The organism is Serratia sp. TSA_105.2, assembly GCF_052692115.1.
This window is the reverse complement of the sequence record NZ_JBQZFT010000005.1, coordinates 1-16,623: the sequence shown is the minus strand read 5'-3', so window position 1 is coordinate 16,623 and position 16,623 is coordinate 1. Positions and strand designations below refer to the sequence as shown.

Below are 16,623 nucleotides of genomic sequence, written 5' to 3'. Positions count from 1 at the left end.
ACTTAATTACAGGTCATCTATCATGAAAATATTGCTCCCTACCTCGACCGCCGGCAGCTTGCCCAAACCTTCCTGGCTGGCCCAACCGGAAACCCTGTGGTCGCCCTGGAAATTGCAGAATGAAGAATTAATCGAAGGGAAACAGGACGCCTTGCGTTTGTCGCTGGCTGAACAACAACAGGCCGGCATCGATATCGTCAGCGATGGCGAGCAAACGCGCCAGCACTTCGTCACGACGTTTATCGAGCACCTCAGCGGCGTCGACTTCGAGAAACGCGAAGTGGTTAAAATCCGCAATCGCTATGAGGCGAGCGTGCCAACCGTCGTGGGTGCGGTCGCGCGCCAAAAGCCCGTTTTCGTTGAAGACGCCAAATTTTTGCGCCAGCTGACCAAGCAGCCGATTAAATGGGCCCTGCCGGGGCCGATGACCATGATCGACACGCTCTATGACAACCACTATAAAAGCCGCGAAAAATTGGCCTGGGAATTCGCCAAGATCCTCAATCAGGAAGCCAAAGAGCTCGAGGCCGCCGGCGTCGACATTATTCAGTTTGATGAGCCCGCATTTAACGTGTTCTTTGACGAGGTGAATGACTGGGGCATCGCCGCCCTGGAAAGGGCCGTTGAGGGGCTTAAGTGTGAAACGGCGGTACATATCTGCTATGGATACGGCATTAAGGCCAACACCGACTGGAAAAAGACGCTGGGCTCTGAGTGGCGGCAATATGAAGAGGCGTTCCCCAAGCTGCAAACGTCTACTATCGATATTATCTCGCTGGAGTGTCATAACTCGCACGTGCCGATGGATCTGCTTGAACTGATTCGCGGTAAGAAAGTGATGGTCGGCGCCATTGATGTGGCGAATCATACCATTGAGACGCCGGAGGAAGTGGCCGCTACGCTGCGCAAAGCGCTGCAGTTTGTCGATGCCGACAAGCTCTATCCCTCGACCAACTGCGGCATGGCTCCCCTGCCTCGTCAGGTCGCCAGCGGCAAGCTGAATGCCTTGAGTGCGGGCGCCGAGATCGTGCGCCGTGAACTGTTAGCCAAATAGCCTTGCCAAGCGCCCGCCACAGACCCCTCCTGCGGCGGGCGATGATCATCGACGCCCTCTCCCCGCAACGTCCCCCCTCTGGTGTATACTCGGGTTTCTACGCGATGCCAGCCACAGCGGCCTGAACGGCCCCTCAGCCAGCCCACACCAGCTTAATAACAGTGGAACCCTCATGAGCCCAGATACCGCTCGCATCAGCGAAATCATCGATCGCGCCAGGATCTCGCCTTATCAAATCCTCATCCTTACCCTGTGTTTCCTAATCGCCCTGCTGGACGGCTTCGATACCGCCATCATCGGCTATATCGCCCCGGCGCTGCGTGAAGAGTGGGGCCTACACCCCTCGCAGCTCTCCCCCGCCTTCGGTGCGGGATTGTTCGGCCTGCTGATCGGCAGCCTGCTGTTCGGGCCGATCGCCGACGCCATCGGCCGCAAACGCGTGCTGCTCGTCGCGGTGCTGGTGTTTGGCGGCTGCACCCTGGCTTCGGCCTATACGCAATCGATCGAATCCCTGACCCTGCTGCGCTTCATCACCGGCATTGGCCTCGGGGGCGCGATACCGACCTGCATCACCCTCAGCTCGGAGTACTCACCGGCGCGCCGCCGCATGCTGATGGTCACCCTGAGCTGGAGCGGCTTTACCGCCGGGCTAGCCCTGGGCGGCCTGCTGGCCGGGCAGATCATCCCGGCGTTCGGCTGGCGCGGCCTGCTGCTGGTCGGCGGCATTGCGCCATTGGCGCTGCTGCCGCTGCTGGCCTGGCAGATGCCCGAGTCGGTACGCTTTATGGCCGCCAACGCCAAACATGCCGATCGGCTGCGCCGGGTGGTCGAGCGTATCACCGGCCAGCGTTGGACGGGGGTCACCATCGTCGATGACGAGCGCCCGGCACAGGCCAAGTCGCCGATCTCACACCTGTTTATCGAAGGGCGCGCCGTGCGCACCCTGCTGCTGTGGGCGGCGTTCTTCTGCTCGCTGTTCGTGTTCTACCTGCTCACCAGCTGGCTGCCGACGATCCTCAAAGACGCCGGTTACGATATCGCCCACGCCTCGCGCATCGGCGCGATGGTGCCGCTCGGCGGCACCCTGGGCGCCATTCTGATGGCGCTGCTGATGGACCGGGTCGGGCCCTACCGCGTGCTGGCCGTCTCCTACCTGGGCGCCGCGCTGGTGATCGGTGCGACCGGGTATCTGATGGGCGACGTCTACACGCTGGCCGCCGTCGTGTTCCTGATCGGCTTCGGCGTGGCCGGTGCGCAAAACGGCCTGAACCTGGTCTCCGCCACCCTTTACCCGACCGCAGCCCGCGTGACCGGCGTCAGCTGGGCCATGGCCAACGGCCGCTTCGGCTCGATCGTCGGCTCGATGCTCGGCGCCTGGATGATGACCGCCGCCGGATCGGCGGAAGTGTTCTTCCTCTGGCTGGCGCTGCCGGCGCTGCTGGGTGCGGTCGCCATCTTCCTGCTCTATCGCCTCAGCCTGCACCGCCGCACATCGCTCTCCACGCCGGTTACCGGTGCCTAAGCTCGCAGAAAAGAAAAGGCCGAGACGCCTTCGATGGCGTCTCGGCCTTTCATGAAAAAGGGGGCCAAGGCCCCCTTCTCTGTTATTCCGCCTTGGCGGAAGCGTCTTCGGTGCGATACAGGTGTACGTCCATCTGCGGGAACGGAATGCCGATGTTGTGGGCATCCAGCGCGCGCTTGAAGTTTTCCATCAGATCGAAGTACACGTTCCAGTATTCCGCGTTGGTGGTCCAGGAACGGGTGACGAAGTTCAGGGAAGACGGCGCCATCTCGTTCAGACGCACGGTCACGCCTTTGGCGTGCATGATGCGCTTGTCGGCGGCGATCACGTCGCCCAGCACCTTCTTCACCACGTCGATATCGGCGTTGTAGGCCACGCCTACCACGATATCCACGCGGCGGTTCGGCTCGCGAGAATAGTTGATGATGTTGCCGGCAATGATTTTACCGTTCGGCACCACGATGGTTTTGTTGTCTGCGGTGCGCAGGGTGGTGGAGAAAATCTGCACCTGATCGACGGTACCGGCCACGCCGCCCAGATCGACATATTCACCCACGCGCAGCGGACGGAAGATCACCAGCAGCACGCCGGCGGCGAAGTTGGACAGCGAGCCTTGCAGCGCCAGGCCGACGGCCAAACCGGCGGCACCCAGCACGGCGATCACCGAGGTGGTCTGCACGCCGACGCGCCCCAGCACGGCAATGAAGGTGAACGCCAGCACGCCGTAGCGCACGATTGCCGACAGGAAGTCTGCCACCGTGGCGTCGATGCCGCGCAGTTTCATCACGCGGTTCAGCGCATTACCGACTACGCGGGCCACGATCGAACCGATGATGAGGATAACGATGGCGGCGACGATATTCACCGCGTATTGGATCAACAGATCCTGGTTCTTCACCAACCAGTTGCCGGCACCGTTGATGCCGTCTACTACATTCAAATCTTTCATTCGTGTCGTCCTAACTCAGTCCCTAACGGGAGAAACTCGCAAAAATACACTGGCCTCGGCAGCCAGTAGGAAACCACCGCCTAAGGGTAACCAACATTAAAGGCTCATGCCAACCGTCAGCGTTAAAAATAGCCGAAACCGCCCGCCGCTTCTTCTATGCTGAGAACAGCGCGTTGGCCATTTCACGACAAGGGATCCGTTAATCATGCACGTTCGCTCTTCGCTCAAACATTATTGGCAAGTGCGGCCCAGGCTGCTGTTTTCCGTCGGCGCCGGGCTGCTGTGTTTTCTGCTGTTGCCCGCCCAGCTCTCGCTGCTACAGCGCCTGATGATCGGCTGGAATACGCTGGCCTGGCTTTACCTGCTGTTTCTCTGGCGGCTGATGTTGGTCAGCACGCCGCAGCACATTCGCCAGATCGCTCGGCGGCAGGACGAAAGCGCCAGCACGGTGTTGGCGCTGGTTAGTTTCGGTTGTCTGGTGAGCATTCTGGCGATCCTGTTCGAGTTGAGCAGCGCCAAACAGGCCAGCGACTCGCTGAAAACCCTGCATCTGGCGTTAACCGGCGGAACGCTGGCGGTCTCCTGGCTGCTGCTGCCGACCGCCTTCACCATGCACTACGCCCATCAATTTTATCGCCAGGGTGCGCAGCAGGATCCTTTGCCGCTGCTGTTCCCCGGCAACCTCACCGAGCCGACCTATCTGGATTTCGCCTACTTCTCCTTCACCATCGCGGTGGCGTCGCAGACCGCAGATGTGGCGGTCGGGGCGGCGGAGGTGCGTAAGGTCACCCTGCTGCAGTCGGTGATCTCCTTCGCGTTCAACATGCTGATCCTGGGCCTGTCTATCAACGTCGGCGCCGGCCTGCTGGGCTGAAAAAGAAAAAGGCTCCCCGCAGGGAGCCTTTTGCATCGTGCAACAGGTGCCGAAGATTACAGAACGTCTACCGCGTTCAGATCTTTGAAAGCCTGTTCCAGACGCGTCACCATGCTGGTCTGCGCTGCGCGCAGCCATACGCGTGGATCGTAGTATTTCTTGTTCGGCTGATCGGCCCCTTTCGGGTTGCCCAGCTGGCCCTGCAGGTAAGCTTCGTTCGCTTTGTAGTACTGCAGGATGCCATCCCAGGTCGCCCATTGGGTGTCGGTGTCGATGTTCATCTTGATCACGCCGTAACCCACAGACTCTTTGATCTCTGCGTCGGTAGAACCGGAACCGCCGTGGAACACGAAGTTCAGGCTGTTGTGCGGCAGGTTGAATTTCTTGGACACGTAGTCCTGAGAATCACGCAGGATGGTCGGGGTCAGCTTGACGTTGCCTGGCTTGTACACGCCGTGCACGTTACCGAAGGAGGCAGCGATGGTGAAGCGCGGGCTAATGGCGTTCAGTTTTTCGTACGCGTAAGCCACGTCTTCCGGCTGAGTGTACAGAGCGGATGCGTCCATATGGCTGTTGTCCACGCCATCTTCTTCACCGCCGGTGCAGCCCAGTTCGATTTCCAGCGTCATGCCGATTTTGGCCATGCGCTTCAGGTAGGCGCTGCAGATCTCGATGTTTTCTTCCAGAGACTCTTCAGACAGATCGATCATGTGGGAAGAGAACAGCGGTTTGCCGGTAGCGGCGAAGTGCTTCTCGCCGGCGTCCAGCAGGCCGTCCAGCCATGGCAGCAGTTTCTTCGCGCAGTGGTCGGTGTGCAGGATCACCGGCACGCCGTAGTGTTCAGCCATCTGGTGAACGTGGTGTGCGCCAGAGATGGCGCCCAGAATCGCTGCGCCCTGAGGCACATCGGTCTTCACGCCTTTGCCGGCGATGAACGCGGCGCCGCCGTTGGAGAACTGAACGATGACCGGCGCGCGCACTTTAGCCGCGGCTTCCAGCACTGCGTTAATGGAGTCGGTACCCACGCAGTTTACCGCTGGCAGCGCAAAGTTGTTCTCTTTAGCAACTGCGAAGACTTTCTGAACGTCATCACCCGTGATGACACCCGGTTTTACGAAATCAAAAATTTTAGACATGTTACTTTGTCCTGTTTCGTCGGCCGTAGATGGATGTAAATCGATGTTTTCACGCCGCGCAGCCTTAGCCGCGCGGTATAAAACAAACGGGCGGCTTTCGCCTCCCGTTGTCTGAATTACTGCTTAGCGCGCTCTTCCAGCATCACGACTGCAGGCAGCGGTTTCCCTTCAACGAACTCCAGGAATGCGCCACCGCCGGTGGAGATGTAGGAAATTTTGTCAGCGATACCGAACAGATCGATGGCTGCCAGAGTGTCGCCGCCGCCAGCGATGGAGAAAGCGTCGCTATCGGCGATCGCGCGGGCGACAATTTCGGTGCCCTTACGGAAGTTAGGGAACTCGAATACGCCAACCGGGCCATTCCACAGAATGGTCTTGGCGTTCTTCAGGATAACGGCCAGACGCTCGGCAGAGACGTCGCCCATATCCAGAATTTGCTCGTTGTCCTGGATCTCGTTGGCCTGCTTCACGGTTGCGGTCGCGGTTTCGGAGAACTCGGTCGCGACGCGCACGTCGGTCGGAACCGGAATGTCGCAGGTTTCCAGCAGTTTCTGCGCGTTCGGGATCAGGTCAGGTTCGTACAGGGACTGGCCCACGTTGTTGCCCTGCGCCGCCACGAAGGTGTTGGCGATGCCGCCGCCGACGATCAGCTGATCGGCGATTTTGGACAGGGAATCCAGCACGGTCAGTTTGGTGGACACTTTAGAACCGCCCACGATGGCGACCATCGGACGGGCCGGGTTGCCCAGGGCCTTGCCCAGCGCTTCCAGCTCGGCGGACAGCAGCGGGCCGGCACAGGCGACAGGTGCGAACTTGCCCACGCCGTGGGTGGAAGCCTGCGCGCGGTGCGCGGTGCCGAACGCGTCCATCACGTACACGTCGCACAGCGCCGCGTATTTCTTGGACAGGGTTTCGTCGTCTTTCTTCTCGCCCTTGTTGAAACGGACGTTTTCCAGCACCACCAGTTCGCCTTCGGCGACGTCGACGCCATCCAGATAATCCTTTGCCAGACGCACTGGGGATTTCAGGTGATCTTTCAGGTAGTTGACCACAGGCAGCAGGGAGAATTCTTCGTTGTACTCGCCTTCGGTAGGACGACCCAGGTGGGAGGTTACCATCACGCGGGCGCCTTGCTTCAGCGCAGCTTCGATAGTCGGCAGGGAAGCGCGGATACGCGCGTCGGAAGTCACTTTACCGTCTTTTACCGGCACGTTCAGATCGGAGCGGATCAGTACGCGTTTACCCGCCAGATCCAGATCGGTCATCTTAATTACAGACATGGTGAACCCTCTTTATTGAATCTCTATAAAATTGCCTGAGCAGCGCGCCAATCACGCCGGCGCCGCCGTACTAGAAACCGCTGGCGGCCATTGCCCGTGTTGTATCCAACATCCGATTGGCAAAGCCCCATTCATTGTCGCACCAGACCAAGGTCTTTATCAGGTGCTGCCCGCTGACCCGGGTCTGCGTACCGTCGACGATAGCGCTGTGCGGGTCATGGTTAAAATCGATCGAGACCAATGGTAATTCCGTGTAGTCAACTATACCACGAAATGATTCCCGTGCGGCCTTTTGCAACAGCTGGTTGACCTCCGCCACCTTCACCGCTGCGCTCACACTGACGCTAAGATCGATAGCCGTCACGTTGATGGTCGGCACGCGCACCGAGATAGCCTCGAAGCGATCGCAAAACTGCGGGAAGATACGGGTAATGCCCGCGGCCAGCTTGGTGTCGACCGGAATGATCGACTGGCTCGCCGCGCGGGTGCGCCGCAAATCCGCGTGATACGCGTCGATCACCGGCTGATCGTTCATCGCCGAGTGAATGGTGGTCACGGTGCCGGATTCGATGCTGTAGGCGTCGTCCAGCAGCTTGATCACCGGAATAATGCAGTTGGTGGTGCACGAGGCGTTGGACACGATGCGATGTTCCGCCAACAGCGTCTGATGGTTGACGCCGAACACGATGGTAGCGTCCAGATCGTTGCCGCCCGGATGGGCGAACAGCACTTTCTTCGCCCCCGCCGCCAGATGGGCTTCGCCATCCGCCCGGCTGCCGTACACGCCGCTGCAGTCCAGCACCACGTCGACGCCCAGCTCGCCCCAGGGCAACTGCTCCACCGCCGGCTGATGCAACAGGCGAATCGCGTCGTCTCCGACGCTCAGCGTGTCGCACTCTTGCCGCACATCCCAGGCGAAGCGACCGTGGCTGGAATCGTACTTCAGCAGATGGGCCATGCCCTCGGCATTCGCCAGCTCGTTGATCGCCACCACGGAGATTTCCGCCCGTCGTCCCGATTCGTACAATGCGCGCAATACGCTGCGGCCGATGCGGCCAAAGCCGTTTATCGCTATGCGGATGGTCATGCTGCTCCTGAAAAAGGGCCGTTCCCGCCGGGCTGACTCACCGGCGCCGGGCCGGCGCTGACTGGTTGTCCCACTAACCCGCATAGAGTAGTGGATCGCACCGCCCGCTGTGAATCGCCGCGTTTGCATTATTCCCGCGCTTCAGCGGCTTTTCGCCGCCGCCACATCGGCATTTCTGTCGAAGAGTGCTTCAACTGAAACGCTTCAGCTGAGCATAAACCAAAGTTTTGGCAAAAGGAACAGGTGCAACAGTTCCACAAGTAACGGAGGGGAGTTTTACGAGCATAAGATGATCTGGCGCACATTTTTGGCCTCAAGGCCGCGGCGGATTTTCGCTCGCCGACCCCGTTTCGCCGTAGTGCTCGCGGAAATAGTCGCGCAAAAATTCGACCGTCACCCGCACTTTCGCCGACGTTGCCAACCGGGAAACGTACACCGCCCGGAAAAGATCGCCGCTAGCGGTTTAACTCTGTAAACGGAGCGCCCGCGCCTGCGGGCGTCCTGGTTAGGCTTTCGGGAATATCCACAGATGCTCGGCCGGCAGGGAGAGCCGACACAGCGCCCGATCGCGCGCTTCGTAGCCATAGGCGCGCACCACGAAATCCTCAGCCACGGTGCGGAACAGGTATTCCCAACGATCGCCGAGATACATGCTGGTCAACAGCGGCAGCTCAAGCTGGTTGCCCTGCGGATCTTCGCCCAACCGCACACGCTCCACGCGGATCACCGCCGAGCCCTCCTGCCCGACCTGCACGCCTTCGCCCGCTTTGCCCCACAGCGCCCAATCCTTGCCTTCGATGCGCGCCCGGTCGCCTTCCAGCGCCACGATCTTGCCCTGCAAGCGGTTGTTGCTGCCCATGAACTCGGCGGTGAACAGCGTGGTGGGCGAACCGTACATCTCCTGCGGCGTGCCCTGCTGCTCGATTTTGCCGTTATTGAGCAGCAGGATGCGATCGGAGATGGCCATCGCCTCGTTCTGATCGTGGGTCACCATCAGCGCCGACAGGCCGAGCTTGATGATCAACTCGCGCAGGAATACCCGCGCCTCTTCGCGCAGCTTGGCGTCAAGGTTGGACAGCGGTTCGTCCAGCAGGATCACCGGCGGGTTGTAGACCAGCGCACGCCCAATCGCCACGCGCTGCTGCTGGCCGCCGGAAAGCTGGTGCGGATGGCGCTTGGCCAGATGCCCCAACCCGAGCTGATCCAGCACCGCCTGCACCCGCTGGGTGATTTCCGCCGAGGCGGTCTTACGCAGCTTCAGCGGGTAAGCGACGTTCTCAAACACCGTTTTATGCGGCCACAGCGCGTAGGACTGAAATACCAGCCCCAGGTTGCGCTCTTCGGCGGGAATTTCGCTGCGTGCGCTGCCGTTGTACACCGCATTATTGCCGATGACGATCCGGCCCTGGCTCGGTTTCTCCAGCCCGGCCACCGCCCGCAGCAGCGTGGTTTTGCCGCTGCCCGACGGGCCCAGCAGCGAGACCACTTCGCCCCGTTTCAGATCCATCGACACCCCTTTCAGCACCGGATTGTCGCCATAGGTCAAATGCAGATTCTCTACCGAAAGTTCAATCATGTAATTTCACTCCAAAGCGCAAGGCGATCCCCAACCCCAGCACCACCAGCAGGATATTGATGAATGACAGCGCGGCGACGATATCGATAGCGCCCGCGGCCCACAGGGAAACCAGCATCGAGCCGATGGTTTCCGTGCCCGGAGACAGCAGATACACCCCGGTGGAATATTCGCGTTCGAAAATCAGGAACATCAGCAGCCAAGAGCCGATCAGGCCATAGCGCGACAGCGGAATGGTGACGTGGCGGGTGATCTGGCCACGGCTGGCGCCGGCGCTGCGCGCCGCCTCCTCCAGCTCCGGCCCCACCTGCAGCAGCGTCGAGGAGATCAGCCGCAGGCCGTAAGCCATCCACACCACGGTGTACGCCAGCCAGACGCTGAAGATAGTGCTGCGCAGCGAACGCAACCAGACAATCCAGTTAGCACGCAGCCACTCGGCCATCGGCAGCGCCGACAGCCAACCCTCCTTGAGCGATTTGTCCAGCCACATCGGCAGGAACAGAAACACCCACAGGAACGCCAGACCGGCCAGCAGCCCCGGTACCGCACGCGGCACCAGCACGCTGTAGTCGAGGAAACGCGTGGCGCCATCCGGCTTGCGGTGCATGGCGATGCCGATAAACAGGTAGCACGCCACCGCCAGCGCCCCGCCGATTACCCCAATCGCCATTGAGTTGACGATGGCGCGCAGCAGGTTGGGCTGCGCCCAGATGGTGCGGAAGGTGTTGATCGACAGCTCGTCCCAGACTGACACGCCCACGCCCCAGTTGGAGATAAAGGCGCGCAGCACCACGCCGATCAGCGGCACGCCGATGGTGACGGTCAGCCAGAACACTACCACCGCGCCGGCCACCCAGCGCCATTTGCCCAGCGGCAGTGCGCGGGCCTGCGAAGCTTTGCCCTTGACGGTGACGAAACGGTTGGCGGTGCGCATCAGCCGGCGCTGCAGCATCACCAGCGGAATGGTGATGCAGATCAGCACCACCGCCACCGCCGCCATCAGGTGGTAAGACGGCGTGCCCAGCTTGTTGGTCAACTGGTACAGGTAGGTCGCCAGCACCAGGTTGCCCTCCGGATCCCCCAGCACCAGCATCAGGCCGAACACTTCCAGCCCGAGAAAGAACAGCAGCACTCCGGCATACAGGATAGACGGCCGCACCATCGGCAGACTGACAGCGGTCATCACCTGCAGCGGCGTGGCGCCGGCGGTGCGCGCCGCTTCTTCAACGTCGGAGCCCACGCTGCGCAGCGCCGAGGAGATATACAGATACGCGTGGGGCACGTGCGTCAATCCGGCAATCACCACGATGCTGGCCATCGAATAGATGTTCCACGGCACGAAGCCCAGCAACGCCTCCGCCCACAGCGAGAAGAAGCCCACCGGCCCCGCCGCCACCACGTAGCCGAAGCCCAGCACCATCGGCGACACGAAGATCGGCACCAGAATCAGCGGCTCGATGATCCGCCGCCCCGGCAGATCGGTGCGAACCATCAGGAAGGCCAAAATGCCGCCGAGCGGGATGGCGATGATCACCAGCCCGAATGCCAGAATAAAGCCACTCTTCAGCGCCTTGTAGAAATCCGGATCGGTAAAGATGAACTCGAAGGCCTCCAGGCTGAAGACCTTGGAGGGAGAGAAGAACGGTGCCGAGAGGAAGCTTTGAATGATGATAAACGACAGGGGGACATAGATAACCAGTGCGGTTATCAACACCACCAGGCCGCGCGGCAGGCTCTGCCACTTTCTGCGCCATGCTTGCATAAATGCTCCCTATGGTTGTAAACGCCGACCAAAGGGCGCGCGCCCCTAAGGCAGGCGCGCGTCCGAATGCAGTCCCTGTTATTTCGCCGCGGCGGCGCGCCATTGTTTGATGTAGTCGAGGCGTTTGGCCGGCTGCAGGTATTCCAGCAGGCTGTCGTCGACCGGAATCGGCTTGAGCGCGTTGCCCAGCAGCTTGGTCATGCCGTCGATGTCGTTCTTGCCTTCGATGTCGTTGCGGATCGAGGGGATATCCGCCTGATTGGCGAGAATATTTTGCCCTTTCTCCGACAGCACGTAGTCGAACCACAGCTTGGCGGCGTTAGGATTGCCGGCCTCTTTGCTGATGAAGCTCACGCGCGACAGCACCAGGGTATAGTCTTTCGGATAGACGATGCCGAGCGACGGATCGCTCTTGGCGCGGGCCTCGGCGTACGAACCGAGGATATTGAAGCCGATCAGGTTTTCACCGGAGGAGACGCGCTCCATCATGGTGCCGGTGGAGGATTGTACCGCCAGCCCGCCCTTGGCCACGTCGGCCAGCGTTTTGAAGTAGTTAGGATCGGCCTTGAAGTCCTGCACCGACAGCATGAAGCCGACGCCGGATTTTTCGATGTCGTACGTGGTGACTTTCTTCTTGAATTTGTCCGTCTGGCCGGCGATCAGCTTAGCCAGCGCCGCGTGCGAATCCGGCACATCGCCTTGCGGGATCAGGCGTTTGTTATAGATAAACACCACCGGCTCATAGGTGGTGCCATACACCTTATCTTGCCATACCGCCCATTTCGGTAGCTGAGCCTGCTCGGGGGAGGCGTATTCCTGTGCGTAATCGCCCGCCAGTTTCAAAATGGTGTCCATCGACGAGCTCCACACCACGTCGCCGCTGGTGCCGCCTGCCGCCTGCTCGCTGATAAAGCGGTTATACAGTTCGGTGCTGTTCATGTCGTTGTATTCGACCTTGATGCCCGGATACAACGCCTCGAACCCCTGGATCAGCGGCGCCGCCGCCTTGGTGTCGGTGGTCGAGTAAATCACCACCTTGCCTTCTTTCTTCGCGCCGTCGACCCGCTTCTGATAGTCGGCGGGGTAGCCCGCCGGGAAGGCCGCATAGGCGGAAACGGAGCCCAGTAAGGTGATTGCCGCTACGGTAGCGCTGATTTTTTTCATCATCATCCATCCCCTGATCACATTTAATAAACCAAAAATTAACATATAGTTAATAAGTGTGACGAGGCAACGCCGTTGCTTTGTTATCTTTCCGTTTTGTGAGGTTGGCCATTTTTCAGCCAATAAAAAAGCCCGGCAGAGCGGGCTTTACGGCACTTCTTATTGCAGACTATTCGGCCAGGCGAGAGCGCCGCAGCAGGCGAATTCGCTGTACGATGGCGACTCCCAGCAGCGTCAGCACAAATCCTGCCAGCTGCAGCAGCGACAGCGCCTCACCAAACAGCACGTACGCCTGCAGTGCCGCCGCCGGCGGCACCAGCAGCATCAGCGCGGTAATGCGAGTCAAATCGCCGTGGCGCACCATCCAGATAAACAGCGCGGTGCCGCCCAGCGACAACACGCCGGCCGACCACAGCAGCGAGAACCACAGCGTCGGCGAATTATCCCAGGCGCCGGAGCCCATCACGGCCGCCAGCACGCCGGTTACGATCGCGGCGCCGAGGTGCTGAATAGCGCCTGCCGCCCGCAGATCGGCCGCCGCCAGCGAAGACTTCTGCACCATGATGCCGATCGTCAGCGCGACGATGCTGCCAAACCCCATCAGAATCGGCAACAGCGCCATATTGCCGACGTCGATACCGGTCAGCCGAGGGGAGAGCACCAGCGCAACGCCGATAAAACCGACCGCCAGCCCGGCCCATGAACGCAATCCTATCGGCTTACGCAGCACCAGCGCGAAAATCAGCGCGGTGAACAGCGGCTGCAATCCGCCAATGAGCGACATCACCCCGGCAGCCAGGCCGTTCGCCACCGCCCACCAGCTTGCGGCGAGGTAGACGCCGTTCATCAGCATGCCGGTCAGCAGGTGCATCACGAACTGTCGCCCCTTTGGCCAGGCGCAATGCAGCGCCAGCAGGGCGAATACCGCAGCGGCGATCAAAAAGCGAAAAGTCAGGAAAAGGTTGGGATCGGCATGATCCGCCACCGCTCGCGCGGCAATAAAACCGGTCGACCAAATTAATATCAGGAAAAACGGCGCGATAAATGCCTTTCGCCGATCGCGTTTTTCGCGCTGGGTTATTTCCATATCACTACCTGAAAAAATGCGGCTGATGAATTAATGCGGAACATACTAACCAATTTAACACCGGCTTAACAGCACCGACGCCGCCCCCTCAAGCCTGCGTAATGAATACACTTGCGGGAAATAATGACGTTTCAACTTTATATAATTCACCAAGCTTATAATTAACCCCACCACGTTACGATAATGTAAATTAATTGCTACATCAGGTATAACTCTCCCCTCTTGGCAACATTGTCGGAATAATTCCCCTTTGCTAGCCTTCCTGAAGCCACTTAATTAACTGGACTGACTTATGGCCGAAATCACTGATTTTATGAAACTCGATATGCGTATTGGCGAAATTATTTCCGTGGAATATAACGACAAGGCGTTAAAGCCCGCCTATAAGCTGCGCATTGATTTCGGCGAAGAAATTGGCATTAAAAACAGCTCGGCGCAATTATGCGAAAACTATCAGGAAGATGATCTGCTCGGCAAAAAAGTCATCTCCGTCGTTAATTTCCCCGCCAGGCGGGTTGCTGGATTTAAATCCGAAGTGCTGGTACTTGCCGCGGTCACCCGGGATCAAGGCACCGTCTTGCTGAAAACCGATTTCGACGTGGAGATCGGCAGCAAGATTTTATAATCGCCACATCATTCGTGAGGCCACCGAGAAATGCGACAGTTATCCCTGCTTGATGAAGTTAAGAAGGCGTACCAGGAACACCGTTCAGCCTTTATCCCCGGCGCCACCATGCAAGCGATCCTGCTGGCGCTGGGCGCGCGGCCGGAAGATTTCGCCAAGCTGCAGCAGGTCAGCGGCAATCTGGCGGACGATCCCACGCTGCCTTTCCGCAAGTCCAGAAACGGCCGCTTCTGTTTCGACTTCGATCGCGCCCAGATTGAGCGGCTGGAGTTCCAACCTTTCGTGCTCTCGGTCGAGGAAGACTTCATCCGTTACGATTCGGGAAAGGTGCGCCACTTCCGCGGCATCAACGACGATCTGCAGTTGAATACGGCATTCCAGGCGCTGATGAAATTCAAAGCCTACGTGATCGATGGCGTGAGCGTGACGCCGCGCGCCCGGCTTAATCAGGAGATCAACAAATTCGTCTGCACGGTGTTCAACCTGCGCACCGTCACCACGCCGCAGATGCTGGGCGAACCGGCACTGGAAGGCGTGCACAGCGACGGCGTCGACCACACCATGACGACCTTCCTCGGCTGCGACAACATGACCGACGACAGCGCCAAGACCTTTATTCACGATATGCGCGAAACCAGCGGGATCAAATTCGATCGGGCCCGGCCAGAATGGATTTTGGGCGAAATACAGCATCGGCATTTCCTCGATACCCTGCTGATTGTCGATCATGAACGCAAACATAGCCTCTCACCGGTGGAAGCGCAGGACAAACGCCGGCATTCGACCCGCGATATGCTGATCTTTTTCACCCGCAAACCGGTCGAAGACGGCCACGTCTCTTTCGCGTATGACTCTTTCAAACCGCATATCGAAATCCCGCTGTCGATAGACATGGTGGCGCGCGCGAGCTAACGCGCAGCCGGGCCGGCCGCCATGATCCCTCTGTGCGGCCGGTTCACGCCAGGATAAACAGCGCTGGATTAATCAGGTTTTTGTCGCCGAATTATTATATCCTGCCAGACGAAAATTTTGCGGGCGCTCGCTGCCCCCTGAGCCTGCCCTCTGCAGTTATCCATTCCGCAGCAGGCCGTTTATTTCATGAATACAGGCAGTGCCATACCGTTATGACCAAGAGTTTATCCCCGAAAGACATTATCGCCCTGGGCTTTATGACCTTCGCCCTGTTTGTCGGCGCCGGCAACATCATTTTCCCCCCGCTGGTGGGGCTGCAGTCCGGCGAACATTTGTGGCCGGCCGCCCTCGGGTTTATGGTGACCGCCGTCGCCTTGCCGGTGATCGCCGTGATCGCGCTGGCGCGCGTCGGCGGCAGCATCAGCCTGCTGACCGGCCCCATCGGCCGCACCGCCGGCCTGCTGTTGGCGACCGTCTGCTATCTGGCGCTCGGCCCGCTGTTCGCCACGCCGCGAACCGCCAATGTCTCTTTCGCCCTCGGCATCGCGCCCTTCACCGGCGACGGCGCCCTGCCGCAGTTCATCTACAGCCTGCTGTTCTTTACCCTGGCGATGATCGTCTCGCTGTATCCCGGCCGCTTGCTCGATAACGTCGGCCATATTCTGGCGCCGCTGAAAATCCTGGCGCTGGCCGCGCTCGGCATCGCCGCCCTGGTTTGGCCCGCCGGTGAACCGGTCTCCGCCGTCGGCAGCTATCAGGCATCGGCGTTTTCCACCGGCTTCGTGCAGGGTTATCAAACCATGGACACGCTGTCGGCGCTGATGTTCGGCTCGATTATCGTCACCGCCGCCCGCTCGCGCGGCGTCAGCGACAGCGGCCTGCTGCTGCGCTACACCCTGTGGGCCAGCCTGATCGCCGGCGTCGGCCTGACGCTGGTCTATATCTGCATGTTCAAACTCGGCGCCGGCAGCGGCAGCCTGGTCGAGAGTGGCGCTCAGGATGGCGCGGCAATCCTGCACGCCTACGTGCAACACACCTTTGGCGATCTGGGCAGCGTCTTTATGGCGGTACTGATGTTCATCGCCTGCCTGGTGACGGCGATCGGCATGACCTGCGCCTGCGCGGACTTTTTCTCCCGCTATCTGCCGCTCTCTTACCGCACGCTGGTGGTTATCCTCGCCCTCTTCGCCATGCTCGTCTCCAACATGGGGCTGGCCAACCTGATCCGCATCTCGCTGCCGGTGCTGACGGCGATCTATCCACCTTGTATCGCGCTGGTGTTGCTCAGCTTCAGCCAGAACCGCTGGCGCAGCGCCAAGCGCGTCTTCGCGCCGGTGATCGCCACCAGCCTGGTGTTTGGCCTCGCCGACGGCCTGAAGGCCTCCAGCTTCAGCGGCCTGCTGCCCGCCTGGTTCGATAAGCTGCCGCTGGCCGAACAGGGTCTGGTCTGGCTGCAGCCTACGCTGCTGGTGTTGTTGCTGGCGGCGGCTTACGACCGGTTGCGCAGCGTCGAAAGCGCCAACGCCGCGTCGTAAGCGCGGGTTCCGCCGATAAAAAAAGCCGGTCACGATGACCGGCTTTTTTATCGGCTGGCG

At 60.0% G+C, this 16,623-nt stretch carries 14 protein-coding genes and 1 pseudogene; 6 read left to right on the top strand and 9 right to left on the bottom strand.

Going from position 1 to position 16,623, the window contains the following annotated elements; translation table 11 throughout:
• The first annotated feature begins 22 nt into the window (after positions 1-22).
• Together ACUTSC_RS16595 and ACUTSC_RS16590 are read left to right on the top strand one after the other, a co-directional pair.
• Positions 23-1,054, top strand: a complete 1,032-nt coding sequence (locus ACUTSC_RS16595; protein WP_047729896.1) for a methionine synthase — start codon at positions 23-25, stop codon at positions 1,052-1,054.
• A gap of 172 nt (positions 1,055-1,226) precedes the next feature.
• A complete protein-coding gene (locus tag ACUTSC_RS16590; RefSeq protein ID WP_197768488.1) occupies positions 1,227-2,576 on the top strand; it encodes an MFS transporter in 1,350 nt (449 codons plus the stop codon).
• An 82-nt stretch (positions 2,577-2,658) separates the two neighbouring features.
• On the opposite strand, the gene mscS is transcribed toward ACUTSC_RS16590, so the two are convergent.
• Complete coding sequence (mscS, locus tag ACUTSC_RS16585) at positions 2,659-3,525, bottom strand: small-conductance mechanosensitive channel MscS (RefSeq protein WP_025304177.1); 867 nt, start codon at positions 3,523-3,525, stop codon at positions 2,659-2,661.
• A 205-nt stretch (positions 3,526-3,730) separates the two neighbouring features.
• Here mscS and ACUTSC_RS16580 point away from each other — a divergent pair, with 205 nt between their 5' ends.
• A complete protein-coding gene (locus ACUTSC_RS16580; RefSeq protein WP_060426922.1) occupies positions 3,731-4,399 on the top strand; it encodes a DUF1345 domain-containing protein in 669 nt (222 codons plus the stop codon).
• 56 nt (positions 4,400-4,455) lie between these two features.
• Here ACUTSC_RS16580 and fbaA read toward each other — a convergent pair whose 3' ends face one another.
• The 8 genes and pseudogenes from fbaA to ACUTSC_RS16540 all read right to left on the bottom strand — a co-directional run bounded on the left by fbaA (position 4,456) and on the right by ACUTSC_RS16540 (position 13,491).
• Positions 4,456-5,535 (bottom strand): class II fructose-bisphosphate aldolase, encoded by a 1,080-nt coding sequence (gene fbaA, locus ACUTSC_RS16575; protein ID WP_025304179.1) that lies wholly within the window; start codon positions 5,533-5,535, stop codon positions 4,456-4,458.
• Positions 5,536-5,651: 116 nt separating this feature from the next.
• A complete protein-coding gene (gene pgk, locus ACUTSC_RS16570) occupies positions 5,652-6,815 on the bottom strand; it encodes a phosphoglycerate kinase (protein WP_025160206.1) in 1,164 nt (387 codons plus the stop codon).
• Between the two features lie 70 nt (positions 6,816-6,885).
• Positions 6,886-7,902 (bottom strand): erythrose-4-phosphate dehydrogenase, encoded by a 1,017-nt coding sequence (gene epd, locus ACUTSC_RS16565; protein WP_004931582.1) that lies wholly within the window; start codon positions 7,900-7,902, stop codon positions 6,886-6,888.
• Positions 7,903-8,215: 313 nt separating this feature from the next.
• Positions 8,216-8,341: pseudogene (locus tag ACUTSC_RS16560) on the bottom strand (LysR family transcriptional regulator); the annotation flags it as partial.
• Positions 8,342-8,407: 66 nt separating this feature from the next.
• On the bottom strand, positions 8,408-9,478 hold the full coding sequence (locus ACUTSC_RS16555) for an ATP-binding cassette domain-containing protein (protein ID WP_197768489.1): 1,071 nt from the start codon (positions 9,476-9,478) through the stop codon (positions 8,408-8,410).
• Positions 9,471-11,240, bottom strand: coding sequence for an ABC transporter permease (locus tag ACUTSC_RS16550; protein ID WP_004931567.1), 1,770 nt, complete (start codon positions 11,238-11,240; stop codon positions 9,471-9,473). Before ACUTSC_RS16550 ends, ACUTSC_RS16555 begins: the two co-directional genes overlap by 8 nt.
• A 78-nt stretch (positions 11,241-11,318) precedes the next feature.
• Positions 11,319-12,407, bottom strand: a complete 1,089-nt coding sequence (locus ACUTSC_RS16545; protein WP_060441366.1) for an ABC transporter substrate-binding protein — start codon at positions 12,405-12,407, stop codon at positions 11,319-11,321.
• Positions 12,408-12,573: 166 nt separating this feature from the next.
• Positions 12,574-13,491: an EamA family transporter gene (locus tag ACUTSC_RS16540; RefSeq protein ID WP_197768490.1), complete on the bottom strand. Its 918-nt coding sequence runs from the start codon at positions 13,489-13,491 to the stop codon at positions 12,574-12,576.
• Between the two features lie 292 nt (positions 13,492-13,783).
• On the opposite strand from ACUTSC_RS16540, the gene ACUTSC_RS16535 reads away from it, so the two are divergent.
• The 3 genes from ACUTSC_RS16535 to brnQ all read left to right on the top strand — a co-directional run bounded on the left by ACUTSC_RS16535 (position 13,784) and on the right by brnQ (position 16,563).
• A complete protein-coding gene (locus ACUTSC_RS16535) occupies positions 13,784-14,116 on the top strand; it encodes a tRNA-binding protein (RefSeq protein ID WP_048234649.1) in 333 nt (110 codons plus the stop codon).
• A gap of 30 nt (positions 14,117-14,146) precedes the next feature.
• On the top strand, positions 14,147-15,028 hold the full coding sequence (locus ACUTSC_RS16530; protein ID WP_038871106.1) for a 2OG-Fe dioxygenase family protein: 882 nt from the start codon (positions 14,147-14,149) through the stop codon (positions 15,026-15,028).
• 212 nt (positions 15,029-15,240) lie between these two features.
• Positions 15,241-16,563: a branched-chain amino acid transport system II carrier protein gene (gene brnQ / locus ACUTSC_RS16525; RefSeq protein WP_197768491.1), complete on the top strand. Its 1,323-nt coding sequence runs from the start codon at positions 15,241-15,243 to the stop codon at positions 16,561-16,563.
• Positions 16,564-16,623 lie beyond the last annotated feature (60 nt).